23 protein-coding genes, 1 tRNA gene and 1 pseudogene are annotated in these 26,732 nt (G+C 51.2%); 18 read left to right on the top strand and 7 right to left on the bottom strand.

The annotated features are described in order from the left end of the window. The first annotated feature begins 345 nt into the window (after positions 1-345). The 7 genes from PREMU_RS13750 (at position 346) to PREMU_RS13720 (ending at position 6,208) form a co-directional block, all read left to right on the top strand. The gene (locus PREMU_RS13750; protein WP_007576207.1) at positions 346-684 is read left to right on the top strand and encodes an FtsB family cell division protein; all 339 of its coding nucleotides are present in this window, start codon (positions 346-348) and stop codon (positions 682-684) included. Between the two features lie 52 nt (positions 685-736). Then, complete coding sequence (locus PREMU_RS13745; protein WP_007576205.1) at positions 737-1,168, top strand: hypothetical protein; 432 nt, start codon at positions 737-739, stop codon at positions 1,166-1,168. Positions 1,169-1,248: 80 nt separating this feature from the next. Continuing rightward, on the top strand, positions 1,249-2,025 hold the full coding sequence (locus PREMU_RS13740) for a DUF4369 domain-containing protein (RefSeq protein ID WP_007576204.1): 777 nt from the start codon (positions 1,249-1,251) through the stop codon (positions 2,023-2,025). Between the two features lie 6 nt (positions 2,026-2,031). Beyond that, positions 2,032-3,393: a dihydroorotase gene (locus tag PREMU_RS13735; protein ID WP_007576202.1), complete on the top strand. Its 1,362-nt coding sequence runs from the start codon at positions 2,032-2,034 to the stop codon at positions 3,391-3,393. Positions 3,394-3,396: 3 nt separating this feature from the next. Next, positions 3,397-4,209: a vitamin B12 dependent-methionine synthase activation domain-containing protein gene (locus PREMU_RS13730; protein ID WP_007576200.1), complete on the top strand. Its 813-nt coding sequence runs from the start codon at positions 3,397-3,399 to the stop codon at positions 4,207-4,209. A gap of 28 nt (positions 4,210-4,237) precedes the next feature. Next, a complete protein-coding gene (locus tag PREMU_RS13725) occupies positions 4,238-5,419 on the top strand; it encodes a metallophosphoesterase (RefSeq protein ID WP_007576199.1) in 1,182 nt (393 codons plus the stop codon). Between the two features lie 30 nt (positions 5,420-5,449). Next, a complete protein-coding gene (locus tag PREMU_RS13720; protein ID WP_007576196.1) occupies positions 5,450-6,208 on the top strand; it encodes a lysophospholipid acyltransferase family protein in 759 nt (252 codons plus the stop codon). Positions 6,209-6,339: 131 nt separating this feature from the next. Here the strand turns inward: PREMU_RS13720 and PREMU_RS13715 are convergent, their stop codons facing one another. Beyond that, on the bottom strand, positions 6,340-6,714 hold the full coding sequence (locus tag PREMU_RS13715; RefSeq protein WP_007576195.1) for a RidA family protein: 375 nt from the start codon (positions 6,712-6,714) through the stop codon (positions 6,340-6,342). A gap of 121 nt (positions 6,715-6,835) precedes the next feature. Here PREMU_RS13715 and PREMU_RS13710 point away from each other — a divergent pair, with 121 nt between their 5' ends. From PREMU_RS13710 to PREMU_RS13675, 8 genes are all read left to right on the top strand, one after another. After that, positions 6,836-8,776 carry an ABC-F family ATP-binding cassette domain-containing protein gene (locus PREMU_RS13710; protein WP_007576193.1) on the top strand — a complete coding sequence of 647 codons (1,941 nt, stop codon included), beginning with the start codon at positions 6,836-6,838 and terminating at the stop codon, positions 8,774-8,776. A 20-nt stretch (positions 8,777-8,796) separates the two neighbouring features. Further along, complete coding sequence (locus PREMU_RS13705; RefSeq protein WP_007576190.1) at positions 8,797-10,842, top strand: M13 family metallopeptidase; 2,046 nt, start codon at positions 8,797-8,799, stop codon at positions 10,840-10,842. Positions 10,843-11,075: 233 nt separating this feature from the next. Beyond that, positions 11,076-12,161 (top strand): AAA family ATPase, encoded by a 1,086-nt coding sequence (locus tag PREMU_RS13700; protein WP_007576189.1) that lies wholly within the window; start codon positions 11,076-11,078, stop codon positions 12,159-12,161. Then, a complete protein-coding gene (locus PREMU_RS13695) occupies positions 12,161-12,790 on the top strand; it encodes a deoxynucleoside kinase (RefSeq protein ID WP_007576187.1) in 630 nt (209 codons plus the stop codon). Before PREMU_RS13700 ends, PREMU_RS13695 begins: the two co-directional genes overlap by 1 nt. A 13-nt stretch (positions 12,791-12,803) precedes the next feature. Then, on the top strand, positions 12,804-13,442 hold the full coding sequence (locus PREMU_RS13690) for a deoxynucleoside kinase (RefSeq protein ID WP_007576186.1): 639 nt from the start codon (positions 12,804-12,806) through the stop codon (positions 13,440-13,442). 31 nt (positions 13,443-13,473) lie between these two features. Then, positions 13,474-14,631, top strand: coding sequence for a protein kinase domain-containing protein (locus PREMU_RS13685; protein WP_007576185.1), 1,158 nt, complete (start codon positions 13,474-13,476; stop codon positions 14,629-14,631). Next, positions 14,628-15,311, top strand: a complete 684-nt coding sequence (locus PREMU_RS13680; RefSeq protein ID WP_007576184.1) for a tetratricopeptide repeat protein — start codon at positions 14,628-14,630, stop codon at positions 15,309-15,311. Before PREMU_RS13685 ends, PREMU_RS13680 begins: the two co-directional genes overlap by 4 nt. 9 nt (positions 15,312-15,320) lie before the next feature. Continuing rightward, positions 15,321-16,670 carry an MATE family efflux transporter gene (locus PREMU_RS13675; protein WP_007576183.1) on the top strand — a complete coding sequence of 450 codons (1,350 nt, stop codon included), beginning with the start codon at positions 15,321-15,323 and terminating at the stop codon, positions 16,668-16,670. 108 nt (positions 16,671-16,778) lie between these two features. Here the strand turns inward: PREMU_RS13675 and PREMU_RS13670 are convergent, their stop codons facing one another. The 3 genes from PREMU_RS13670 to PREMU_RS13660 are packed head-to-tail and all read right to left on the bottom strand — an operon-like array spanning position 16,779 to position 20,818. Further along, positions 16,779-17,801, bottom strand: a complete 1,023-nt coding sequence (locus PREMU_RS13670; RefSeq protein ID WP_007576182.1) for a UpxY family transcription antiterminator — start codon at positions 17,799-17,801, stop codon at positions 16,779-16,781. Between the two features lie 3 nt (positions 17,802-17,804). After that, on the bottom strand, positions 17,805-19,286 hold the full coding sequence (locus PREMU_RS13665) for an alkaline phosphatase family protein (protein ID WP_007576181.1): 1,482 nt from the start codon (positions 19,284-19,286) through the stop codon (positions 17,805-17,807). Between the two features lie 59 nt (positions 19,287-19,345). Further along, entirely contained in the window at positions 19,346-20,818 is a 1,473-nt protein-coding gene (locus tag PREMU_RS13660) for a glycoside hydrolase family 10-like protein (RefSeq protein WP_007576180.1), read from the bottom strand. A gap of 141 nt (positions 20,819-20,959) precedes the next feature. On the opposite strand from PREMU_RS13660, the pseudogene PREMU_RS16035 reads away from it, so the two are divergent. The 3 genes and pseudogenes from PREMU_RS16035 to PREMU_RS14735 all read left to right on the top strand — a co-directional run. Next, a pseudogene (locus PREMU_RS16035) lies at positions 20,960-21,262 on the top strand (PfkB family carbohydrate kinase); the annotation flags it as partial. A 245-nt stretch (positions 21,263-21,507) separates the two neighbouring features. Continuing rightward, positions 21,508-21,584 (top strand) — tRNA-Arg (locus PREMU_RS13650). 221 nt (positions 21,585-21,805) lie between these two features. Beyond that, positions 21,806-22,039 (top strand): hypothetical protein, encoded by a 234-nt coding sequence (locus PREMU_RS14735; protein ID WP_174262887.1) that lies wholly within the window; start codon positions 21,806-21,808, stop codon positions 22,037-22,039. Here the strand turns inward: PREMU_RS14735 and PREMU_RS13640 are convergent. The 3 genes from PREMU_RS13640 to PREMU_RS13630 are packed head-to-tail and all read right to left on the bottom strand — an operon-like array spanning position 21,989 to position 26,729. Next, positions 21,989-22,600, bottom strand: a complete 612-nt coding sequence (locus PREMU_RS13640; RefSeq protein WP_007576177.1) for an AbgT family transporter — start codon at positions 22,598-22,600, stop codon at positions 21,989-21,991. The genes PREMU_RS14735 and PREMU_RS13640 overlap by 51 nt on opposite strands. Further along, entirely contained in the window at positions 22,597-23,322 is a 726-nt protein-coding gene (locus tag PREMU_RS13635) for a DUF5932 domain-containing protein (RefSeq protein ID WP_007576176.1), read from the bottom strand. Before PREMU_RS13635 ends, PREMU_RS13640 begins: the two co-directional genes overlap by 4 nt. Beyond that, the gene (locus PREMU_RS13630; RefSeq protein WP_007576175.1) at positions 23,319-26,729 is read right to left on the bottom strand and encodes a sensor histidine kinase; all 3,411 of its coding nucleotides are present in this window, start codon (positions 26,727-26,729) and stop codon (positions 23,319-23,321) included. The genes PREMU_RS13635 and PREMU_RS13630 overlap by 4 nt, the downstream gene beginning before the upstream one ends. Positions 26,730-26,732 lie beyond the last annotated feature (3 nt).

Genomic DNA, 26,732 nt, shown 5'->3' with positions numbered 1-26,732 from the left:
TATCTTTATGTGCGTCGGTAAAGAAAATGGAAAGAGGATCCGGTTTAAGTCCTGAATTCCAACAGGTCATGACAGTGGTGGGGCAGGACACCTACCTGACAGTTAGAAAGTTCACAAGGAAGAATAGCACGTAGTACTATGTTTCCAAGGTTAGTTAAGTCTTGGAAAATCATTGCCATGGTCAGACCGGTCCCAATCTTACCGATGTGAGCACAAATGAGCGTTGCTTCTCTTGCTTTTTTGAGGAAAGATGCTTAAAAAGATAGAAAGTAACGACAAAACTTGTCATTTCTTTTGCCGTTTACCGTGAAATGGCTTACCTTTGCAAGGGTATAATTCAGAAAGATGAATAAGAAACTGTCTTCGGTAACCGCTTTTCTTGCCAACTACAAGTATCTCATCACGATTGTGCTGGGAGTGCTTTTCGTTGGGTTTATCGATGAGGACAGCTTCTTGCAGCGCATGAAATACGACATTCAGATCAGTGGCCTGAAGGATGAAATCAGGAAATATGATGCGCTCAACGACTCTGCCAACCTGGAGCTTAAAAGGCTTCAGCGCAACCCTCGCTATATTGAGAAGATTGCCAGAGAGCACTATTTTATGAAGGCTGATGATGAGGACATCTTCGTGTTCAGCACTGACAAGATTGATGACCAGTTGAATGCGAAGATGTCAGAGTGATAATTCCGTATAAACTAAGGAGAAAAGAGAAGCATCGAAAGAAACGCATAAAATGAAACAACTCAACAAATTTCAAAGTATTATATTCCTTTTAGGTGGGGTCTTGATGGTCATTGGCGTTGCTTGCTGCGTGTTGGCTCTGGTTCCCACCGTTATGTGTTGGGTCTACCTTGTAGGTGCCGTATTGTTCGCCACCATGCAAGTCTCGCAGATTTATGAGGGCAAAGACCTCACTGTCAAACGGCTTAAAAGGCTGCAGAATCTCAGCGATCTTCTCTTTCTCGTAGCAGGCGTTTTGCTTGCCGATACGGCTTTCGCCAATGCGGGTCACAGTTTTTTTAGTCCGATGTTCAGCAATCGGGAAGCTTATATCACCTATTTATATAATAAGTGGGTTATCCTGTTGCTGGTGGCTGCCCTGTTGGAAGTCTACACCGCCCACCGCATAGACCATGAGCTATCCCAAAAAAATATAAAAGATTAGCTGCTTATTTTAAATAGCATAAAAATAATTTATATACTCAATAAGAGATCGTATCTTTGCTACAAGAAGCAAAAACATCTATGAATAAAGTCTTATACACCATATTCAGTGTGTTGGCATTTACGTCATGTGCCAATAGTTTCCATATCACGGGCACAACGAGCGTCAGCATGCTTGACGGACAGAAACTATATTTGAAAGTGTTGAAAGACACGACATTAAGGAGTTTGGATTCCTGCGATGTCGTCCATGGACAGTTTCAGTTTGGCGGTACTACTGACTCCGTCCGTGTGGCAAATATTATCCTTGATGACGGCAATAGTCTCCCCGTAGTGCTGGAAGATGGTGACATACAGGTGAAAATAGACAATTCGCAGGAGTCTGTCACAGGCACACCGCTTAATGACAAGCTCACTAAGTTCCGTCAACAGTTCACTCGGCTGATGAATGAGAGTAGCGATCTTGTCCATCAGCATGATCAGGCTATCATGAATGGCCGCAACATGGACGCCGTCAACGCCCGTCTTGCCGCCAAGGACGCCGACATCAACCGGCGCATGGACAAGCTGGTGACGACGTTTGTGACTGACAATATGGACAATGTCCTCGGGCCTTACATTTTCATCACCGTCTGTATGAACCGTTACAACGTCCCGATGCTGGATGCCTGGGTGGAGGATATCATGAGCAAAGCCACCACAAAGTTCAAGAACAATCCGCAGGTCAAGGAGTATTACGAGGCCGCGCAGGAGAATCAAAACATTATGAATGGCACGACGACACCTGCCCCGCAGACACAGCAGGACCCTGCCACGCCACCGCAGGACGGGCAGACTCCCAATGAAATGGCACAATAATATGATATGAGGACAATCATCGAGCATGGTGTCATTGTCAATGAGGGTAAGTCCTTTTTAGGCTCAATCATTCTTGACAACGACCGTATTGAGAGCGTGATTGCCGGTGACAGCTCACCCCGTGGCTCCTACGACTATCACGTAGACGCCACGGGGTGCGTCGTTATGCCCGGCGTTATCGACGAGCATGTGCACTTCCGTGAGCCAGGACTCACACGGAAAGCCGACATTGAGAGCGAGTCGAGAGCGGCAGCATGGGGCGGTGTTACTACGTTTTTCGACATGCCTAACACCAAGCCAGCCACTACCTCGCCACAGCAATGGGAGGCGAAGATGGCTTTGGGCGCAGAGAAAAGCCACGTTAATTATGCTTTTTTTTATGGTGCGACAAACGACAATGCGCCGACCTTCCGTTCTCTCGACGCTTCGCGGCTGCCGGGAATCAAGCTTTTCATGGGTGCCTCCACGGGCAACATGCTGGTGGATCGTGCCGAAGCGCTCAACCAAATCTATGGCGAGTGCGCGCACCTGGGAGTGCCGCTTATGACCCATTGTGAGGACACCGGCATCATTAACCGCAATATGGAGCGGGCAAAAGCGGCTTATGGCGACGACCCTGACATCAGTCTGCACCCCTCTATCCGTTCGGAAGAGGCTTGTCTGGCCAGCTCCTCGCTGGCGGTAAAGCTTGCTGAGGCCCATGGCACGCGCTTGCATATCGCCCATATTTCCACGGCGAGGGAGCTCGCCCTGCTGCCACAGGGCGGGTCAACTTTCTGCACAGGCGACCTGCCACGTATTACCGGCGAGGCCGTTTTGGCTCATTTGCTCTTCACTAACAATGATTACGCCACTCGCCGCGCCCTTATCAAGTGTAATCCGGCGGTGAAATCGGCAATGGATCGCAAGGCCCTGCGCTTGGCATTGGCCGGCGGACGCATTACCTGTATCGGTACTGACCACGCTCCTCATCAGCTGGCTGACAAACAGGGTGGGTGCGCACGTGCTGCCTCGGGCATGCCGATGGTGCAGTTTTCCCTCGTGTCGATGCTGCGGTTGGTTGACGAAGGCGTGCTGACCTTGGAGCAATTGGTCTGGCTTATGTGTCACAATCCGGCGCGTCTCTTCTCGGTGAGCCGGCGCGGCTTTGTGCGTCCAGGCTTCAAGGCCGACCTCACGATCGTCCGCAGGGGTACGCCATGGACACTCACGGAGAGTCTGATCCAGAGCAAATGCCACTGGAGTCCGCTCACGGGTGGACAGTTCCGATGGCGTGTGGAGCGTACTATCTGCAATGGACATACGGTGTTCAGCGAGGGGAAAATGGATGAGTCATACCGCGGCGAGGCTGTCAGATTTGAACGTTAAAATATGATAATTACATACGACATCGATGATATTCGCTCATACATCAACTGGATTTATTTCGACTATGCATGGAGCATGAACGGCAAGCCTGGCGAGGAGCGCGAACGGCTGCATGCCGATGCCGATGCCATGCTTGACAGTTGGCAGGGACGTTACCACACCCGTGCCGTCTTCGAGTTGTTGGAAGCCAACAGCGACGGTGACGACATCATGGCGGGTGGAATACGTTTGCCAATGCTTCGCCAGCAGAGACCTGCTGCGCCGGGACAGCCTAATCTGTCTCTCGCTGACTTTCTTCGCCCCGCTTCGCAAGGCATAGCCGACCATTTGGGCGTTTTTGCCGCAACCGTTGATTATGACTTGACGTGCGGCTACGATCATGACGTCTATGGCAAGATGCTCTCGCAGGTGCTTGCCGACCGTCTTGCTGAGGGTACTGCAGAGCTTGTCCATCTGGAGGTGCGCCGCCGTTATTGGGGCTATGCGCCCGATGAAGACCTTCCCGTAAAGGATATTCTGGCTGGACATTACCGAGGCATTCGCCCCGCCGTGGGGTATCCCTCGATGCCCGACACCAGCATGAACTTCCTCCTGGCCCGTCTTGTCGACATGAAAGCCATTGGCGTCCGGCTCACTGAAAGCGGTATGATGCGGCCCCATGCCTCTGTCTCCGGGCTGATGTTCGCTCATCCGCAGGCACGCTATTTTGAGTTGGGGAAGATTGGTGACGACCAACTGCGTGACTATGCGCGCCGCCGTGGCCTGCCCGTAGAGATGATGCGCAAATATCTGCAGACGGCACTCCTGCATCGATAACAGCCTTTCAGAAATCTCAAGTAAGCCTATGGTACGACGAATTGAAGGTCTTTTGCTGGTGCTGATTCTGGTGCCTGACATCTATATCTGGCTTCATTATTATCGCACACGTTATCTCCACAACCGCATGGTGCGCTGGTTGTGGTGGCTGCCGTGTGTAGTCATGGTGGTCTATACCTTGTCACTCGGTACCATCCGCGACTTTGCTCCGGCCAATTTGACATGGATCAACACGTATCTGTGTCTCTTTGGTCTTTTCATCTTTCCTAAGGCGCTCTTCGCCGTTTGCTCCGGCTTAGGCTCGGCTGTGCGCGCGCTTTTCCATTTACGCTACAACTATGGTCACCGCGTGGGATTGGTAATGGGGGGCATTGGCGTAGCTGCCTATATCTATGGCCTGACGTTCGGTGTAAGCAGCGTGGTGGTGAAGCGTGCCGACCTCTCTTTCCGCGATCTGCCCGAGGAGTTCGACGGTTACCGCATCGTACAGATCTCCGACCTACACGTCGGCACCTTCGACGGATGGCGGCGCAGGATTCTCAGGGCGGAGATTGACAGTGTGCGGTCACAGAAAGACGTGGATCTCGTCTGTTTCACTGGAGATATACAGAATATGCGACCCGAAGAAGTGGAGAAGATGATGCCGGAGCTCAGGCGTTTGCCCAAGATGTACTCCGTTCTGGGCAATCACGACTATGCGCAGTACGTGAAATCGACGCCCGCTGTGGCCCGTGGCATGCGCCAAAAGCTGATTGCCCTGGAGAGTCAGTTGGGTCATGTGCTGCTCAATTCCCATATTCCTGTCCATCGTGTCTTCAAGGATGGCCGTCGCTCTAAGACTGTCATCTGGCTCGCCGGCGAGGAGAACGACGGCCTTCCGCCTTTCCCTTCCCGCGCCAATCTGAAGCGGACCCTGCGCGGCATCCCTGATTCGGCCTTTGTCGTCATGCTCCAGCACGATCCATCGGCATGGCGCCGCGACATTCTTCCCCATTCAAAGGTCCAGCTGACGCTCTCAGGACACACTCACGGCGGGCAGATGCAGGTGCTGGGCTTCCGTGTCACCGAGCTCATCCAACAAGAGGATTTAGGTCTCTATCAAGACCATGGACGGTATCTTTACGTCAATGCCGGCCTGGGTGGATTTGTGCCTTTCCGGTTCAATATGCCCTGTGAGATTACCGTGATTACCCTGCATCGGACAAAGTAAACCATTGAGACACCGCAATTCATAAAGCATATGAAATATCTTTATCGCCTTTACGAACTTCTCATCGTGTTCCCCATCTTTCTCGTCAGCACCGTCTTGGTAGGACTTTTCACCATTGTGGGCTGTGCGCTTGGCAACGGACATTTCTGGGGTTACTGGCCCGGACATCTCTGGGCGCGGCTTACCATCAGTCTCTTGCTGCTGCCCGTGAAGGTCGAGGGCCGCGAAAACCTGGAGCCAGGGCAGAGCTATGTCTTCGTGGCCAACCATCAAGGCGTGTTCGACATCTTCCTCATCTACGGTTTCCTCAACCGCAATTTCAAGTGGATGATGAAACGAGGATTGCTCTCCATCCCCGTGATAGGCACCGCCTGCCGCTCTTCTCACCAGATCATCGTGGACAAACGGGGCGCGTCTAAGATTAAGGGCACTTACGACGCGGCGCGCGATATTCTTCGCGAAGGCATGTCAGTGGTGGTCTTTCCTGAGGGTTCACGCAGCTTTACGGGGCACATGGGCTTCTTCCGGCGCGGTGCCTTCATGCTTGCCGATGAGTTGCAATTGCCTGTCTGTCCGCTTACTATCAACGGATCGTTCAACATCATGCCACGCACGCGTGACTGGCATTGGGTAATATGGCACCCGCTTAGGCTCACCATTCATAAGCCTATCCATCCCATCGGCAAAGGCCGAGAAAACATTGACAACATGAAAGACAAAAGCTACGAGGCCGTCATGTCGGGGCTCGTAGCTGAGTATCAGGGTTACGTGGAAAACAAAGACCAATAGCCTTCTGTTTATTGGTTTCGCCTTTACAGTGTAATCGCATTGCCTCTACGCCGTAAAGGCGATGCGATTACGGTGTAAAGGCGATGCGATTACGGCGTAGAGGCGATGCGATTACGGCGTAGAGGTCGGAGTTATATTTCAGCGATGCATTCGATTTCAACGCGCGCGTTTTTTGGCAGTGTCTTGATGGCAACTGCGGAGCGGGCGGGGAAGGGTGCCGTGAAGAATCCGGCATAGATCTCGTTCATTTCGGCAAAGTCGGCCGTATCGGCTAAAAATACGGTGGTTTTCACCACATGACTCATGTCGGTGCCTGCTGTTTCAAGGATATGCTGGATGTTGAGCAGGCTCTGACGCGTCAGGGCTTTAATGCCTCCCTCCACGAAATTACCTGTGGAAGGGTCGACAGGCAGCTGCCCGCTGACAAAGATGAGGTTAGCTGTCCGGATGGCCTGACTGTAAGGCCCGATGGCTCCAGGAGCCAGATTGGTGCTGATAGCTTTCATATTGTTGCGTTATTATCGGTTGAGTGCGTGCAAAAGTAGTGGTTTTATCCCTTTCTGCCAACTATTATCACAAAATTATTGTTACCTTTGCACACGGAAAAACAAGAATAAGGCAGAAAGAATGATTTCAGTAGACAACCTTACCGTCGAGTTCGGTACGCGTCCGTTGTTTCATGATGTCAGCTATGTCATCAACGATCACGACCGCATCGCTCTCGTGGGTAAGAACGGCGCGGGCAAGTCGACAATGCTGAAGATCATCTGTGGCCTGCAGAAACCCACGTCCGGCACGATTGGCATCCCCAACGACTGTGAGATAGGTTATCTGCCCCAGGTGATGAAACTCTCCGACGATACCACTGTCATTGAAGAGACGCGCAAGGCTTTTGCCGGTCGCACAAAGATGCAGGCGGAGCTGAAGAAGATGGAGCAGGAGATGGCTGAGCGCACTGACTATGAGAGCGACGCATACATGCAGCTCGTGGAGCACTTCACACAGGAGCATGAGCGCTACCAGCTCATGGGAGGTGATAACTATGAAGCTGACATTGAGCGCACACTTACCGGTCTGGGCTTTGAGCGCACCGACTTCGACCGCCCTACGCGTGAGTTCTCCGGTGGATGGCGCATGCGCATTGAGCTGGCGAAGATATTGCTGCGGAAGCCTGATGTGCTGCTCCTCGATGAGCCTACCAATCATCTCGACATCGAGTCGATACAGTGGTTGGAGCAGTTCATCATCAACTCGCCTGCAGCCCTGCTTCTCGTCAGTCACGACCGTGCGTTCATCAACAATATCACCAACCGTACACTCGAAATCACGTGTGGACATGTCGAAGACTATAAGGTGACCTACAACGAATACCTTGGGCTCCGCCAGGAGCGCCGTGAGCAACAGTTGCGTGCCTGGCAGAACCAGCAAAAAGAAATAGCTGATGCCAAGGCGTTCATTGAGCGGTTCCGTTACCAGGCCACTAAGGCTGTGCAGGTGCAACAGAAGATTAGACAGTTGGAAAAGATAGTGCCCATTGAGGTCGACGAGGTTGACAACAAGGTGATGCATCTGAAATTCCCGCCGTGCCTGCGGTCGGGCGACTTCCCCGTCATCTGCGACGAGGTGGGGAAGGCCTACGGTGACCACACCATCTTCTCGCATGTCAACATGACCATCAAGCGCGGAGAAAAGGTGGCCTTTGTGGGAAAGAACGGCGAAGGAAAGTCTACACTCGTGAAATGTATCATGGGCGAGATTCCCTTCACAGGCAAGCTGAAGATCGGTCACAATGTGGAGATTGGATATTTCGCGCAGAACCAGGCGCAGATGCTTGACGAGAACCTTTCCATTTATGATACGATTGACGAGGTGGCTACGGGTGATATCCGATTGAAGATCAACGACCTTCTCGGCGCGTTCATGTTTGGCGGCGAGGTGTCGGAGAAGAAAGTAAAGGTGCTCAGTGGCGGCGAGCGCTCTCGGTTGGCAATGATCCGGTTGCTGCTTGAGCCTGTCAACCTGCTTATTCTCGACGAGCCGACCAACCATCTGGACATGCCTTCGAAGGACGTGCTCAAGGAAGCCATCAAGGCTTTCGACGGTACCGCCATCATCGTCAGCCATGACCGTGACTTCCTCGACGGCCTCGTGTCGAAAGTCTTCGAGTTTGGAGGTGGCAAGGTGAAAGAGCATCTTGGCGGCGTTTACGACTGGATCCGCAGCCAGAGCGCGGATGAGGCTGCTGAGAGAACGGCACCCACGACAGGAATCGGGGCACCGGTAAAGGCTGTTGAAAGCCCAGTCCAGAAAACCTCTGAACACGTAGAGACTTACGCCGAGCACAAAGACCGTCAGCGGAAAATCAGCAAGGCGAAGAAGGCTGTGGCAGAGTCGGAGAAGAAAATTGCCGATATGGAAACCCGTCTCAAGGAGCTTGACCGTCTGCTGATGGATCCAAAGAATGCCAGCGACATGAAGCTTGTCACCGAATATACTACCACTCAGGAAGCCCTTGACAAGGAAAACGAGCGGTGGATGGAACTGTCTGAAGAATTAGAGAAACTGTAAGACTTTAATAATACAATATCATGCAAATCACACATTATTTACCTATGCTCATGATGGCTGTGGCACCTGTACTCGGTACCGATGCCAAGGGCGGCGTTTCGAAGTCGGGTTTGGATCTGTCTAACCTTGACCGTAGCGTCAGGCCAGCTGATGACTTCTACAAGTTCGCTACAGGTGGATGGCAGAAGCTTCATCCTCTGCCTGCGGCTTACAGCCGTTTCGGCTCGTTCGATATGTTGCAGGAGAATGTCAACAAGCAAGTGAGCTCCATCCTCACAGAGTTGACAAGGAAGAAGTATGCTGCCGGCACCACCGACCGTAAGCTCAGCGATTTTTATAAGCTCGCGCTTGATTCGGCTCGCCGTGACCGTGAGGGCTTAGCTCCAGTGAAGCCTTATCTTGACGAGATTGAGGCAGCCAAAGGGCTCACAGGCATTGAGACCCTGCAGCTCAAATATGCGAAGATAGGTCTCGGACAGCCTTTCGGAGCTTATTTCTCTGCCGACGATAAGAATGTGACAAGAAACATCCTGCAGCTGTATCAGGGCGGACTGACCCTTGGACAGAAGGACTGGTACATCAACAACGATGAGGCAACTCGCCAAATTCGTGAGGCTTATAAAAAGCACTTGGTGAGGATGTTCAAGCTCTACGGCTTCAACGAAGAGCAGGCCAAAAAGAAGGCGGCTACCGTCTTCCGCTTTGAGACCGAGCTCGCGCTCATCTCCAAGAGCAATACCGAGCTCCGTGATCCTCAGGCCAACTACAATAAGATGACGCTCAAGGAGTTTGAGGCCAATTACCCCAACATTCACCTGCGTAAGTTTGCAGATGCAGAGGGTGTGAATGAGGCCTACATCCAGGAGATGATCGTCGGTCAGCCCGCCTTTTTCAATGGTTTGGACAAGCTCGAAGCTCTGCTCACGCCCGGCGAGTGGAAGGCACTCTTGGAGTGGGACCTCATCAATGGATCGGCCAGTGCGCTCACTGACGAAATTCGTGAGGCTAATTTCGACTTCTTCGGCCGCACGATGTCGGGCCGCAAGGAGGACTATCCCTTGTGGAAGCGCGCCACTAACACGGTCAACAGTGCCATGGGGGAGGCGCTCGGAAAGATGTACTGCGAGAAGTATTTCCCTGAGTCATCGAAGCGCATGATGGAGAATCTCATTAAAAACCTACAGAAGAGCCTCGGAGAGCGCATTGAGGCACAGACATGGATGAGTGACTCAACGAAGAAAAACGCGCTGGTGAAACTCTCGAAGTTCTATGTCAAGGTAGGCTATCCCAACAAGTGGACCGACTATTCCAAGTTGAATATAGATCCCTCGAAGAGCTTCTTTGAGAACCTTTTAGCCACGCGCGTATTTGAAGTAGACAAGATGATTGCCGAGAAAGCTGGCAAACCGGTAGACCGTGATGAGTGGCAGATGACGCCACAGACGGTTAACGCTTACTATAATCCAACAACCAACGAGATCTGTTTCCCTGCTGGTATCCTTCAGCGCCCGTTCTTTGATCCCAAGGCTGACGCTGCATTTAACTATGGTGCCATTGGTGTAGTGATCGGTCATGAGATGACTCATGGATTCGACGACCAGGGACGGCAGTACGATGCCGACGGCAACCTCCACGACTGGTGGACTGCTCAGGACGCCAAGGGCTTTGACAAGCGTGCCAGGCTTTATGCCGACTACTTCGATTCTATCGAGGTGCTGCCAGGCCTTCACTGCAACGGTAAGTTCACGCTGGGCGAAAACCTCGCTGACCATGGAGGACTGATGGTGGCTTTTAACGCATTCAAGGAAGCTACCAAGAGTCATCCGCTTAAGACTGTTGACGGTTTTACGCCCGAGCAGCGTTTCTTCATCGCTTATGCCGGCGTGTGGGGGCAGAATATTACCGAGCAGGAGATCCGTAACCGTGTCAAGCGTGACCCGCATGCACTGGGCGAGTGGCGCGTCAACGGAGCACTGCCGCACATCCAAGCTTTTTATGATGCCTTTGGCGTGAAGAAAGGTGACAAGATGTATTTGCCTGAGAGTGAGCGTCTGCAGCTTTGGTAACGATGGTCTGCAGCTCTGGCAACCGTTCTATTTTGCAGGCTCGGTGCACCGCCGCCCTCGGCGGCGCCGTCCTTTCTTCTTTTGGCACAGAATCACAAATCACTGTTTATTTGTGATTTCGTGCTTTTTTGTTTTGGAGTAATCAAAGAAAGTATTAACTTTGTAACCAATAATGCACTTGTCTAAAAAGCCCACCGCGCTGCCACCACATTGTAGCAGCACCGCCAAAAAATATGAAAGACGTAAAGAAGATAGTGTTGACCGGAGGTCCTTGCGCCGGAAAGACCACCGCCCTTGTGAAGATCATGGAGTATTTCTCAAGTCGAGGCTTCAAGGTCTTTACCATACCTGAGGTGCCCACCATATTTCTTCAGGCCGGCATGGACTATCTGACGAAGAACCAACAATGGTTCTACGAGGGTGAGAAAGATACGCTCCAGACGCAGCTCGCCTTTGAGGATTACTTCTCTGCCATGGCACAAACCATTGACAAACCGGTTGTTATTGTCTGTGACCGCGGTGCGCTCGACATCTCTACCTATCTCTCAGAGGAGATGTGGGAGAAGATTACGGGCTTGTGCCATGTCACCAACCAGCAGCTGCTCAATCGCTATGATGCCGTGCTTCACTTGGTATCGGCTGCCGATGGAGCAGAGAAATATTACAATACCACTACCAACGAGGTGCGTACCGAGGGTATTGACAAAGCGAGACAGCTTGATCGGAAGGTGATGCAAGCATGGACGGAACATCCGCATCTACGTGTCATCAACAACCATGACAACTTTGACACAAAGATCAACCGTGTGCTGAAGGAAATCAGCAGTGTGCTTGGCCTGCCGCAAACAATCACAGAGGAGCGGAAATACATTGTTGAGGTTAATGGAGACCATATTCCCAACGCGGTGGAGAGTGAGATATGGCAAACCTATCTTGTCTCTGATCCCGGTTCTGAAGTGCGTCTCCGCCGGCGAGAATGGGAGAAAGGCAAGTTCATCAACGTGCACACCACCAAGCGGCGCATCAGCGATAGTGAGGAGATAGAAACCGAACGGCAGGTCAGCAATGCCCTCTCGGAGTCACTTTTGGCGCAGGCTGACCCTTATAGGCATACCATTCACAAGAAGCGCACCAGTTTCATCTATGAAGGACAATACTTTGAGCTCGATGAGTATCTTGATCGTTTGCAAGGGCTTGTCATCTTGGAGACAAAAGGTATAACAGAAGGTGAGGAGGTGAAATTGCCGTTAAGCATTAAGATTGTCAAAGATATTACCGGTGACAAAAACTATTACAACTATAATCTCAGCTTAAGATAATGCACATTGTTATTGCAGGAAACATAGGTAGCGGCAAGACAACACTGACGAAAATGCTTGCCAGGCATTACGGCTGGGACTTGAGACTGGAGAGCGTGACATACAATCCTTATCTCGAGGACTATTATAAGGATATGCCAAGATGGGCGTTAAACTTGGAGGTTTACTTCCTTAAAGAGCGCTTTCGCGATTTGTTGGAGATCAGAAAGTCAGCCAAACCGGTCATACAGGACCGCTCCATCTACGAGGGAGTCTACATCTTCTCTGCCAACAATCATGACATGGGGAATATGTCAGACCATGACTTTGAGACTTACATGGGCCTCTTCAACTCGATAATGATGGCGGTAAAGCAACCTGATCTCATGGTTTACCTCAAGGCATCTGTGCCCCATCTTGTGGATAATATACACAAGCGGGGGCGCGAATATGAGCAAAACATGCGGCTCGACTATCTCAAGAATCTCAATGACCGGTATGACCGGTTCTTTCAACGGCAATACAAGGGGCCGAAAATCACAGTGGATGTCGAGAATCTTGACTTCGTGCGCAATAAAGAAGACTTTGCGACCATCACCTCAATTATTAATAAAAAAATAGACGTGAACAGCAGAAGTCTGTTCGTTTAAACTGAATTATAACATGCATATTGCAATTGCAGGAAATATTGGAAGCGGAAAGACAACCCTCACACGGCTTCTCGCCGCGCGCTATGGATGGTCGCCTCGCTTTGAGCCGGTGGATAACAACCCATATCTTGAGGATTTCTATCATGACATGAAGCGCTGGGCATTCAACCTGCAGGTTTACTTCCTCAACAAGCGTTTCAAGGAGGTGGTGGAAATCTCAAAGAGTTCCGATACCATCATACAGGACCGAACAATCTATGAGGATGCCTGCATCTTCGCTCCCAACCTTCATGACCAAGGCTATATGTCGGACAGGGATTTCGAAAACTACAGCGACCTCTTCTCGTTAATGATGTCGCTCGTGAAAAAACCGCAGCTGATGATTTACATCCGTTCGTCTATTCCTACGCTCGTCAAGCATATTGAGAAGCGCGGACGCGACTTTGAAAAGTCTATCAGAATAGACTATCTTGCAGGATTGCAGAAGCGCTATGACGATTGGGTTTCTTCCTACGACGGCGAGCTGATCACTATCGACGGCGACAAAATTCAATTTGAAGAAAGCCCTGAAGACTTTAGAAAGATCACCGATATGATTGACGCCAGCCTGTTTGGGCTTTTCCCCATCGGGCATGAGAATAGTCAACGATAAGTTATAATGAATTTTTAAAAACCACAAGGATATGGAAATGAACACCTCAAGCATTCACCTCATTGCCACCGGAAAGGATGGAGGCAAGGATGTACTGATCATAGGATTGAAAGAAGCCTTCCGTTCCAAGCCTAACTATCAGCGCTATATGCGTCAAGAATACAATCGTGGCAAAGACCTTGACAGCAACGATATATTCAAATATATTGCCTTGAAGGAGGATTCTGACATCGGACTCGCTGTTGAAACAGAGTGGGAAGATTGTCGCACACTTACTGAATGGCTGCAGGAAGGTCATACTGATGATGAGAAGAGGCGGGTGTTCAGACAGGTGACAAACGCCATTAGCTATATGCATTCCAGGGGAATGGTGCATGGAAATCTCAATGCAGGCAACGTTTTTATTACCCGCAAGAGCGATGATGTCAAGTTGCTCACCTTCAGGTTGCGCTACACTGACATCCTCAAGCAGCCGCAGGATTTGCTGAAGTATGTGGCACCGGAAGCCAAGGATGGCACTGTGGGACTGGATGATCGTGCAGATATCTACTCTCTTGGAGTGTTGCTCAAGGACATGGGCTTTAGCACAGAATACCATAATGTGATAGAAAAATGCTGCCGCTTCGGTCGCAATGAGCGTTTCGAAAGTGTTGCACAATTGATGGATGCAGTGGATAGGCGACGCTTTAACCGTCCTTCTGATGAGCTGACCGACGCACAGCCGAGTATGTCGAGCAACAAGAAAATGGCTGTTATCATAGCTGCTATTGCGGTGCTGGCCTGTGTGGCTGTCGCACTGTTAGTGGTGCAAAGAGGTGGCGGACAGAACCAGACAGAGCCATCACAAACCGAGCAAGTCGATTCATCGGCGCAGGGTAACGCTGATATGTATAGCACGAACAGCCAGCAGCCCCAGGCTTCACAGTCTGCTGATACAACTCAGAATCAGCCCGCTGATACTGATCAGGTTCAGGGTGATAACGCTTTCCTCAATGACCTCGTGCCGCAAATGCACGCCGACCTCGACAAAATTTATAACTCTGAAGAAGATCCTGCGGTTATCCACGCTAAGGTAGGAGCTTATTATAAAGGTTTGCGCCGTGCACTGAAGAAGCAGCATAAGTCGGCCGGTCAACTTGATGCTTTCGACAAAGCCTTTGCCGAATACATTCAACAGAAGAATCAATGAAACAAGGCTTAACTGCGATTCTGTTCGCTTTTTGGCTTCCAGTGGCAGCAGAAGCACAGACATCCAATCCTCTCCGCGATAGCCTTAAGGTTGCCTCGGAGAGGCTTTCCTTTTATCCTGACTCCATTGATCTCCGCTTGAGAAAGGCGGCTTGGAATGTGCAATTGGAGGAATGGCAGAGCGCTAAAAGTGAGTATGACATCATTTTGAGCCACAATCCTGTCAATATCGCGGCTCTCTATTATCGCGCATACTGTAACGACCGACTTGGACGCTATGACTTTGCCCGCCTTGATTATCAGAATCTGCTTGCCCTTGTCCCAGGAAATTTTGAGGCACGCTTAGGCTTGGCGTTACTTAATGAGAAGGACAGGCACTTTACCGAGGCCCTTGACGGGATCAATCAGCTTGTTTCAGCCTATCCGGATTCTGCGGTAGTGTGGGCCGCAAGAGCAGGGATAGAGGGCGAACGCGGTATGAATGAACTGTCAGAGTACGATTATTCAGAAGCTTTGAAGCGAGCCCCTGACAATAAGGATTACTTATTGGCACGGGCTGACCTCCGTATTAAATTGCGACGTTTTGCTGATGCACAGGCCGACCTTGACACACTTGTCAGGTTGGGAACGCCCCGTGCGGCTTTGAAAGATTGGTACGACAAGGTGAGAAAGAGAAAGTGAATTTATCTCATGGATAGTAGATCAGTAGATATGCTTCACGGCCCTTTGTTGGGCAAGATTCTCAAATATGCGATTCCTTTTGCGCTGAGCAGCATTCTTGAGCAGTTATTCATCACCATCGACGTGGCGGTGGTGGGGCGCTTTGCTTCCAGTGAGGCATTGGCTGCTGTTGGTGCCAACACCTTTCTCATCAACCTTTTCATCAATCTTTTCGTGGGCATTTCGCTTGGTGCCAACGTAGCGCTCGCCAACTTCATCGGCCAGAACGACACGCGCCGCATTCGTCGGGCGGTGAGCACCACGGCGGCTTTGTCGCTCCTCAGCGGTTTTTTCCTGCTCGTTGTCGGTTCACTTGCCGCCAGGCCCATGCTTTCTGCGATGGGCACGCCGGCCAATATCATTGATGATGCCACGCTGTTTCTGCGCATCTACTTCCTCGGGTCGCCATTCTTCATGGTCTACAATTTCGGCGCCTCCATCCTTCGGAGTAAGGGCGACACGCGCCGTCCGCTCAACATCCTTATCGTATCGGGCATCATCAATACCATACTCAACCTCATTTTTGTCATTGGTTTTGGCATGAACGTGGCTGGAGTGGCCACTGCTACCGACATAGCCTATTGTTTCAGCGCCATGTCCGTGGTGTGGTACCTACGCCGCGAAAGCGGGCCTCTGCGGCTCAATTTGCGCTTCATCAAGCTCTGTCCGCAGGAATTGAAGCGCATTCTTTTCGTTGGCGTGCCGGCAGGATTACAGGGCATGGTGTTCTCTTTCAGCAACATCTTCGTACAGTCGTCGATCAATGTATTCGGCTCATCGGCAGTGGCAGGCGCTTCTATCTCACAGAACTTTGACGCTTATTGCTATTTTCTGCTCTTTTCCTTCAGCAGTGCCTGTGTCACATTTGTGGGGCAGAACTATGGTGCGGGGCAGTTCTCTCGCTGCAAGCGGGTGTTCTGGATTTGCCTTGCGGGCGGTACCATCGCCTGTTTCCTCGCCAACATGAGCTTCTTGGTCTTTGCCGATCCGGTGCTGTCGCTGTTTACGACCGATGCGGCCGTGGTGCATTATGCCAAGGCACGCATGTTCACCGTACTTCTGTTTCAGTGGATTTCCACGGGCTATGAGATACCGTCTGCCGCGATGCGTGGTTTTGGCCATTCGCTGGAGCCGGCATTGCTTACCATCTTCGGTACGTGTGCGCTTCGTTTAGTGTGGATTTTCGTGGTGCTCCCCGTTTGGCCGGGCTTCCGCCAACTCATGTTGTGTTACCCCATTTCGTGGGTATTGACAAGTGTTTTCGTAGCTTCTATCTTTGCTTACTATTGGCGCAGGCTGCTGTCACCGGCACGTTCTTAGACCTCAATGGGAGGATGACCACGCCGTGGTCATGGCATGACCACAGCCTGGTCATACGGTGACCACGCCGTGGTCAATGATTGACCAGACCGTGGTCACGGGCCGGTCTCACTTGTTTTTCGTTACGAAAGCGCGCAGCTTCAAGACCCTCCGTTGCGGTTCCGTGTAGTGGGTGTTGTCCCATCTGCCGATGATTTCATCGGCGGCCTGCAGCTCTTCGGGTCGGTGCTCCTCGTAATAGAACAGCAGATGCGTGACCGGCAGCAGCAGGTTGTTTGCCTTTAACCGTGGCAACAGACTGGCCAGTTGTGCCTTGTCGTCCGCGGCATCCTCGCCCAACGCCATCCTTGCGGCATAAAAGGCGAAGTGATAACGCGCCTTGTCATTGGGCAAAAAGGTCTTGCATCCTTTCAGTGCGGCCATCAGCAGCCTCATTTCGTTATCCCCCACGTCTTGCAAGGCTGCGCTTTTGTCTTGGCTTTCCATCAGCAGGGCCAGCGCTCTCTGTGTCAGGCACCAGACGTCCTTTTCTACATTGTCTGACTTCTTCACCTTTGCGTTCAGCGGCTCTACGTACAACGGCTTGATGCTGACTGTGGCGATAGCGACGTCGGGCAGGCTCACGATGAGATATCGCCCGTGCCTCCCCGGCAATTTCTGTACGATGCCGGTGATGCCCTCAAAGGGACCGTCCATGATTCTGACCTTGCTGCCTTTGGCTATATGCAGTTCCTCGGGTCTGTAATAGGTGAGCTGAGCGCCTTCCACATCGTTGAGCCTTTGGAAATTGCTCATGTCGTCATCGCGTATCCGGATATATTTCAGCGTGCCGTCACTCATGAGATGGCTCTTGAGGAAGAGATAGTTCCTCAGTTTGCTCGTATTTCTAAAGTCGAGCAGGTCTTTTCGTTTTCCCCTTACGAAGACGAGTCCTGCGATGGCAGGCTGCAGCTGCCGCGTTTTTTTCCCACCGACGGAGTGCAGACAGTAGCGCATGGGGATGTAGGCACGGAAACCACGGGCCGTGAGCTCGTTACGCGTCTCTATCTCCTTGCGGTAGCTCACGGCGAAGACATACCATTGCTCCATGGCATCGTCGGCCAGAACTTGTCTTTCTTTTGTCGGCAGCATGGCTCAGCGTCTCAGGAAGTCGTTTTTAGCCGTACCCACACAGCTGTTAGGCATCTGAATGTGGAGCATGGCACAGATGGTCGGCGCGATGTCGGTGATATGGGTCGGGGTCGAGGTCTGCCCGTGGGGCACATCCCAGCCATAGAGCAGGAAGGGGATGTGGGCGTCGTAGGGATTCCAATGCTGATGGGTGGTCCCGATATATCTGTCGGAAGCCTCTACGTTCTCCCATCCAGCCCTCGGCACGATGAACACATCGCCGCTGCGACCGTGGCGGTAACCGTTGACCACCATCTCGCGGATGGGTAACGGCACAGTGGTTGTGAGCGCTCGCTCGCAGTCGATGGCGTAGAGGATGCTGTCATTCTGTGCCAGCCTGTCGCACACGGTTTTCTTGACTTTGGCGAGGGATTTTCCGGCCTTCCGTGCGCCGTCGTGGTTGAGATACACCCATCCATCGTTGATTTTCACAACGACGGGCGCGAAACCAAGCTCCTCTTCCAGCGCGGTCTCCGTGGGCTTGAAGGTATTCCACAGTTCAAGGCCTCCGGCGGGGATGTGATGTGCCTTGAGAAAATTGTGGTTGTGTGAAGCTCCGTGGTCCGCCGTGAGGAAGAGCAGCCACTGTCCTTTGCCCACTTTCTCGTCAAGCTGGTGCATGAACAGAGCGAGCTGGCGGTCGAGTTCCATGTAGACGTCGTGGTTTTCCTGTCCGCGCGTGCCGTAGACATGCCCGATGGCATCGGTGGACGACACGCTGATGGCAAGCAGGTCGGTAATGGAATCCTGCCCAAGCCTTTCGTTGTCGAGGGCGGCCTCAGCCATTTGAAAGGTCTTGGTCACACCTGCTGTAGAAGTCTTGACATTGGTGCCGGGCTTGGTACCTATTTTCCTGTTGACAGCTTTCACCCAGTCGGGCAGCTCGCTCATGTAGTAGGACGACGTGATGAAGTGCCCGGCGGAGGTGTCCCACCAGTAGGCCGCATCGGCACTGTGGCCGGCAGGCAGGATGGCGGCACGGTCCTTGAGAGCCACACCAATGACACGAGCTTTGAAATCGGTGGCCACTTTCAGCATGTCACCCATGCCCGTGGCAAAAAGATTGCGGGGAGACATCTGTCCCTCCTTGCTGTTGGAGCCGACGGTCCGCACGGAGGCGTCGTCGCAGCAGTAGGACCATTTGCCATTGATGTAGAAATTGTTTGACACGATACCGGTCAGGGCCGGCACGCTGCCCGTGTACACGCTGGAATGGCCAACGGCTGTCACTGCGGGCAAGTAGTTGATGAGGGTGTTTTCAAAGCTGAAGCCATCGTCTACAAGGCGGCGCAGGCCGTCGTTGCGGTACTGGTTGTAATAGTAGTAAAGGTAATCCCAGCGCATTTGGTCCACCACCAGTCCCACAACGAGCTTGGGTCGGTGGATTTGTCCCATGGTCTGGAGGGCGAAGAGCACGGCTACCAGGGCGAATAATTTTCTTTTCATGTTATTGTTACGGTTTAATGTCAATCTATGTTGATGGGCGATGGCCGGTCGTCCGGCGTTTATTGCGGGCTCAGGTTGACGGTGGCCGACGGCCGACTCTCTGCATTGCAGCCCTTCCTGACGGCGGTGACGAAGTAGGTAGCTGCTGGCGCGACAGCCGCTTTGTTGTTGTAGACGACGCTCACGAGGACAGCTTTCCCGTTCATTACCTTGTAGACCGCATAGTAGCAGTCTTTCACGGGTTGCCAGAAAAGCTCCGAGCCGTTGGTGTTAAGCCCTTGTGGGGCATCGGGCCGTACCTCATCGCCTTGGCCGAGGTACGGGGCGAGGACAGGAGTGGGGTAGTGTCGGGCGATGATGCTGTTGATGCCTACAGGGTTTTTCATTAGCCAGATGGCGCTGTAGAGCGCGTCGCCTGACACGTCGTCGGCACGGGCGGCATCCATTTGTCGCGAGAGGTCGTCTGCCGACCGGTAACAGGGGTCTTTGGCTTTGGCGTCGAAGCGGTAAAGGGCGTAGCCGATAACCAGTTTGGTGCGATGCGTGGCGTTTTCCGAAAACCATTTCAGGCGTGGAAGGAACCATCGCTCCGTGCTCCAATAGAGTTGTGGAATGACGACATCGCACCACCCGTGTGATGACCATAGAGCGATGTCGGCATACATCGTGTTGTAGTTGTTCTCATAGTTGCCTTGGGGTGAGACAGAGAAGATGGCAGCGGGACGGATAGCCTTGATGGTGTCGTGCATGCCTACAATGAGGGAGTCGACCATGGCGCGGCGAAACTCGGCAACCGACGCGAAGCCCTTGCCGTAGCGCCGGTATTCGGCTTCGTCGCGCATCTTCTCGTTTTTCTGCAGAGCGGGATAGAAATAGTCGTCAATATGGATGCCGTCCACATCGTACCGTCTCAACAGGTCGGCCACGATGTCGCACACGCGCTGTCGCGTCTCAGGCATGGCGGGATTGTAGATGCGCACCATGCGATAGTCCTTTACAAACTGTGAGGGTATTTTGTCATCGAGCTGGCTGAACTTGTCTTTGGGTCTCTGTTTCTGGTCTATACGGTAAGGATTCATCCAGGCATGGAAGGACATGCCGCGCTTGTGGGTCTCGTCAATGGCCCATTTCAGTACGTCATACCCCGGTGCCTTGCCCCTGTATCCGGTGATATACTGGCTCCAAGGCTCATAGGGCGAATCGTAGAAAGCGTCGGCCTTGGGGCGTATCTGGAAATAAACGGTGTTGATGTTAAGACGTTGCAGCGTGTCGAGCATCTGTGTGTACCAGGCTTTCTGTGCCGTCTCACTGAAATGTTCACGCGGCCAGTCGATGCCACCGATGGTTGCCACCCACACGGCACGCACCTCCTTGTGTGGCATGGCCAACGCGACGGTCGACGTGTCACTCTTCATAATTGGGACTTTGATGGTTTCTTTCTCCCTTGTCGTCTTTTTTGTGGTGCCGCACGACGCCACAAGAAGCAGAATAACAGAAAGCAACAAGCCGATAAAGGAAGTATATCTCTTCATGGTGATCATCTCATTTACTTTGCTTGTGCAAAATTATACAAAAATCTATCAGATAATACACCTGTTGACAAAAAATAAGAGTTTTGCCCCAACTTTTTGTTGCAGACTACAAAAAATAGTGTGCTTTCCGAGCCTTCCAGGATGGAGCGAGGCGTCTTGGCCTGTCTGTTGGTGCGGCGTTGTCGCTTATCTCATCACGGCATACTTGTGGAGCGTGGCTCTGACGGCACCGTTTTCGGCAAAGAGTTCGTGCACCATGGCTGGCACTTCCATATTATCCCCGGTGGCGGTGAGGCTAACGTGGCGGTGAGCCTTGCCAACTATGGCCACGAGGCTGTGTTTGTCAGCAAACTGCCTAAGCATGAGATCAGGCAGATAACCGTCAATGCCCTTCGCCGCTATGGCGTGGATACACGATACATTGTCAGGGGGGGGGCGACCGTGTCTGGCAGATCCCAATGTCTCCGCGTCGCAGAGGCAATGCGTTTACACCGTTGAGACATCGCGTCTGGATTTGTGATGATCTTAATAAGACTTCTTTGATAAATAAGTACGAACGGTTAGGACTGTTAATTTAGACTAAAGACTACAAAGTGACAAGCCTTTTTTTTCACAAATACCATAAGATTGGCTAACTTTGCAGACACTTTGGTGAGAAGTTCACTTTATGCCAGCGCTGGATAGTACCTGGTTCCGTAGCTCAGTTGGATAGAGCAACAGATTTCTAATCTGTGGGTCTTGGGTTCGAATCCCAACGGAATCACCACCACAAGAAAAGAGGATTTTGGAAACAATCTCCTCTTTCTTGTTTACACACAGTTATTTTGTTAGCTAACTGGGACATTTATATATAGGAGTTTATGCGATATGTCGCAGATAATGATTTCTCAAATAAAGAGTTAATATGGCAATGCGGATGTCGTACTCGATTTTATCACACGTAGCGATGATGCCGGCGGACGTCTTTACACCTCGCTCTGGCAAGGCATGGCAACAGCCTTTGGTGAAGACTATGTGTCGATGAAGCTCAACAGGAAAAACAGTCAGCTCTCCATCGATTACAGTCTTGCCTATCGCAATTGGCATCATCTCAGTAGAGTATACGAGGAGACTTTCAACCTGCTTAATGATACGTTGGAACGTTGTGAGCATGGGTTGTCGCACGATAAGTTAGAAGATATACCCGATAATGGCAATAAGCTCAGCGATGAGTACATATAGGCAGAGAACAATCTTCAAGACACTACCGCCCTTAAGAGCGCTCGCTACCGCACCACGATAATTATGGATATTTCCAGAGAAAAGGCCAAAAGTGATTGATGCCGTCAGTATCATAAAAGAAATGACAGCTACAAGACTTTCTGAGAAGCTGCTTGGAAAAATGTCGCCCGTTACACTCAGCAGAATAGCGTGTCGCGGAAAAATGAGCAGTGCCATGACAGCAGCTTCAACAGCAATCAGCTCAAGTGCTGCCCAAAGCCCGCGCCGCTCAAGGATGCTGATGGCGTGGCATGATGTAGCCAGTTTCCCTATAACTTTCCACAAACCACATTCACGGCTGGTTCCCAGTGCAATTCCAAGAAGAATCACCCATACCAAAACAGGTTGGGCCAAATTATTTGTGAAAGTGCCGAAAAACCAACGTATCCCGCTGTCGCTTAACAATGGCCGGATGGAAGAAGAGGGCATGGCGGCTGACCATACCCACGATCCGAGTGCCACGACCACATAAGCCGCGACAATGCCCATGACTGCTCTATAGAGCCAGATCTTCCTAATCATTCCTCGTCAGGATGAAGATTGTCTATGTTGAGAATGCGGAGTTCCAAGGCTCTTACCACAAGCCGAGTGGCATTGATACCGACTCCATTGCCGTCCTCGGGGAAGAGCTTCTTCACCAATTCGTTTTGTCGTTTCTCCAGGCTCTTTACGCCAAAGGGCATTCCGCGTAGTTGAGTGATCTGCTCTTTCGTATAGCCTAAGGCTAAATGGCGGAGAAAACGCTCGTCATACTCATCAATATCGTAGGATATTAAGGCTTCCTGCCGCCGAATCTCATTATTGACACTGTGCTTGAAGCGCTCTACAATCTTCTCAAGGATGGGTTCGTTAAACACTAATCGCTTGCCGGACATAACCGATTCTACGTCTGGCCGGGTTAACAACTCACCAGTTTTCAGAATAATACCGTCGCATCCGGCATCAAGTACATCTACCCAGAGCTTCTCATTCAATATTTCCCCAGTGAAAATCAGGACTTTTACATGAGGATATGACTGCTTGGTATGCCGGCAAATTTCTACGCCAACCGTCGTTGAACCGCCGAGTCCCAGATCAAGCAGGACAAGATCAGGCTGCTGCTGACGCATGATTTTCCAGTAGGTTGCTTCGTCGGGCGCTGTGCCGAGTACGTGTGCTTCAGGTATGTCGGTAGCAATGATACCCTCCGTACCTTTCAACTCAAGGGGTACATCCTCTACAATGATGACATTGAAATCTTTCATTTATAGTATATCTTAGGGATTAAAATTTTCACGGTTACATGTCCTTCAGGATCTCTTGACGCTTCAATGCCACTGGCCCTGAGATTGGTTATCTCGCCCATTTCCCTGACGATTTGCCTGCATAAGAGCAGATTCATGTCGATGGTGTAGGGTGTAAAGAGTTCTGAAACCTGCTTGTCCGATAGTCTGTCCAGCGAAGGCATCCTCACAATCATGCGGATATAGTTGTCGGGGACGATGCCTCCCTGGGTCTTGGCGGTGTCCTCCTGTATGCTAACGTTCTTTCCGTCATTGCATTTTCGTAGAAGTTCCAATAAATAGCTGAGAGCCTGACGATCCATTCGTGGTGGAATCACCTGACGTAAGGCTTGTTCTGCCAAGAGAGCATAAAGGTCGTGGTAATAGTCGACAACCTCACTAAGCTCCTCCATCTGGATATTCCCGTCGACGATCATCTGCTTGATACGAGAGGGATAGTACATGGTTTCATGCTTCAGGGTAGAGAGACAGTTGTCAAGCACACTGTTGGAAACGTGCAGCCGTGCGGCTTCGATCTCTATTCTGCGGCACTCATCGGAGGCAAGTTCCGTCTCTGTATCCACTTCTTCCTTATGGGTGATATTGTGGCTGAGTGCTGCCTCAATGTGCCCTACGACTTTCTGCAGTTTAGTCTTCTGCTCGGTTGTGAGGTTGAAACGGCCAAAATCGCCAAGCTTACGGACACGGCTCAGTTTCTCACGGTCAGAAACATCGGAAAGAAGAATGGCGTTGATCTGGTTGATCCTGTAAACGCAAAACTTGTAGTTGAGTTTATGTCGGTAATAGAGTACGTACCATGCGGGAACGATCACCAGGAGCAGGATGATGAGCAGTACCATTGACACGGCTTTGTTGGTCTGGCTCCGCTGCATGTACTGAATATAGGAGGGTAGAGAACTGTCTGCGCTGGCCATGCGGAAAAGACGGGTGTAAATCCTGTTGTTTTCACGGTAGACCTTCCACCGATGTAGGGCGAGAGCGGCCACGGCAGCTTCGTTACTGACATCAAGCAGTACTGCTGTATCAGTCGGTAAGATGTATTTACGGCAGCTGTCGGCATATCTGAGCGTGTTGGCGTAATTGCTCATAATATTGGACAGGTAGGCAGAATCGGCAAACTTCGCCGATTGACTTTCATGGTGTAAAAAGATGGCTGTGGGGTCTTTTGCCTGAATCCGGGAGCCAAATACAAGACTGCTGAGCGACAGTAAGACGATGATGCCGATTGTCCGTAACCGTCCGATGGGCAGATGGAAATAAATGCGTGAGCCCTTACCGACTGTGCTTTTTGCACCAATCAGGCAGTCACTGAAAAGGGTACTGATCTTTCTATATTTCTCGATAATGCCTTTACAGTTTCTTAAACCGAATCCATGTCCTCCGGTATAGGTACGGTCAAAGACGTGTGTCAGAACCTCAGAGGGCATCCCCGTCCCCGTATCAGTGACAGAGATTTCTACATAGGACGGCTGTCCATCTTCATGGGGCACTGGCTGTGCCTCAATCGTAACAGTGCCACCACGAGGCGTGAACTTGCGCGCATTGTCAGCAATGGTATTCACCATAAAGAGCGTGAGCGTACAGTCTGCTTTTACTACAGCGTCGGTCGGCTTTACCACAAGCTTGATACCACTCAATGAAAAACTCATGGCGCTGTGTCCCACCATATCGAAAACCCTCTGCAAAGGAAAGTTCTCGATTCGCAGGCTCAGCTCTCCCTGACGCATCTGTATCCATCGGGTGAGGATATTGTTGTATTGATTGATGGTGTCGGTAATCTCCTCTATATACTGTAGCCTGCCTTTTTCGATACTTCTAAAATTGCTTGTTGAAGCGCCAGTGTCTTTCTCCCGCTCCCTTTGGATACGGCGTATCTCGTTCACCATCCGGTCAATCAAGGGCAACACACTGAACACAAGTTGAACTTTAGCACGTTGCTCCAGGTTGCGCTGTCGGTTCTGCTGCAAATGAAATCGCGCCGCATCCGTAGCCTCACTGATTTCGCTGAAGTGTTCACGCTGTCGATCAAAGGCTTCTTCGTTGTGTTTCTGCCACTCGCTTAAAGGCTTCAGTAATTCTGAAATAGAGAAGGCATCGTCACTTTGGCGCCGCATCCGTGCAAGGACAATCAGCAGGACCGTCACAGCGACAATCATGAGCATCACTATACCTATCAAGATATTGAGCTCACGAATGGATTCGTCAAGCTGGGCAGCGCGCGCTTCCAGCTGTCGGTCCTGTCGTGTCTGCTCCTGCAGGTCAAGGTAGATGTTTCGATTGATGTCACTGTTGCGCTTATCGTTCGCAGCAGAATAGACCAGGCAGAGGTCTTCGCGTATGGTTGAGACCAAGTCTGGAGCCTGCTCCACTTTCTTATTGTCCTTCAAGGCATGTTCGAGACAGATAAGCGCCGACTTGTTATCACCAATATGCCAGTAGCATTCGCCTAAAGTACGCCAGGCACCGGCTATCTGATAGACATCGCCGTAAGTTTTGAAGATGTCCAACGCACGTTGAGCGAGATTGCCGGCAATGAGCGAGTCGGGCATCATATCGCTATTGACAGCCACAATGGTAGGAAAGTCGTCGTTGATGATTTCTTGCCGTTGGGAAACGTCCTGTAGATGTTCACTCATGGCCTGGAGTGCCTGTGCCACCCAGTAAGGATAGTTATGATGTAAGGCGATGATATAGCAATTGGCAAGATATCCAAATTCCTCACGGGCAACCTGGCGTTGATTTTTTCCTACAATGATGCCTCCTGAACCGATGTTGTACCAATAGTTAAGCAGTTGAGCAGTATCACGCTCAATGCTTCCATAGGGATCAATACGATCTATCTGTTCGATGGACTGACGATCAAGTCCTAAATAGTAATAATAGGCGGATGAAACGATGTGATACTCCGCTGAGGCATAAGTCAATCGGCGCTTTTCATGATCATTGAGTGAGGACTCTTCGTCTTTGATACGATTAAGTCGCTTACGTGCCTGCTCACTGAACACGTAGAAGTCCTTATTGCGCGATTGCTTTTGGCAAAGCTTCATTTGCTGGACATCTGCTACGAGAAGCTCTATCTGATTGTCGGTAGTACCAGTCACTTCATCGAGATATCCTTTTGCCTTGGAATAGTCCATAGAAGCACTCGCCACGAATGCAAGGTTGTTGAGAGCTTCTGCACGACCTGCGGAATAGTTCTCGGAGAGGTTTAGCGCACTGTCAGCATAGATACGGGTAGAATCGAGGTTGCGATAGTGTTGATCATAAGATCTATCGTTGAGCCTGTCTACTACGTCAGTGTTACTTCTCCCGCAGGAGACAAGGAGAAGAAGTGCCAGCCAACCGATGATAGTGATCGTGTTCTGCATAGG

The sequence above is a fragment of the Hallella multisaccharivorax DSM 17128 genome, from assembly GCF_000218235.1.
Lineage (GTDB): Bacteria > Bacteroidota > Bacteroidia > Bacteroidales > Bacteroidaceae > Prevotella > Prevotella multisaccharivorax.
The sequence above is the reverse complement of the archived record's forward strand: the minus strand, read 5'-3'. Positions and strand labels throughout refer to the sequence as shown.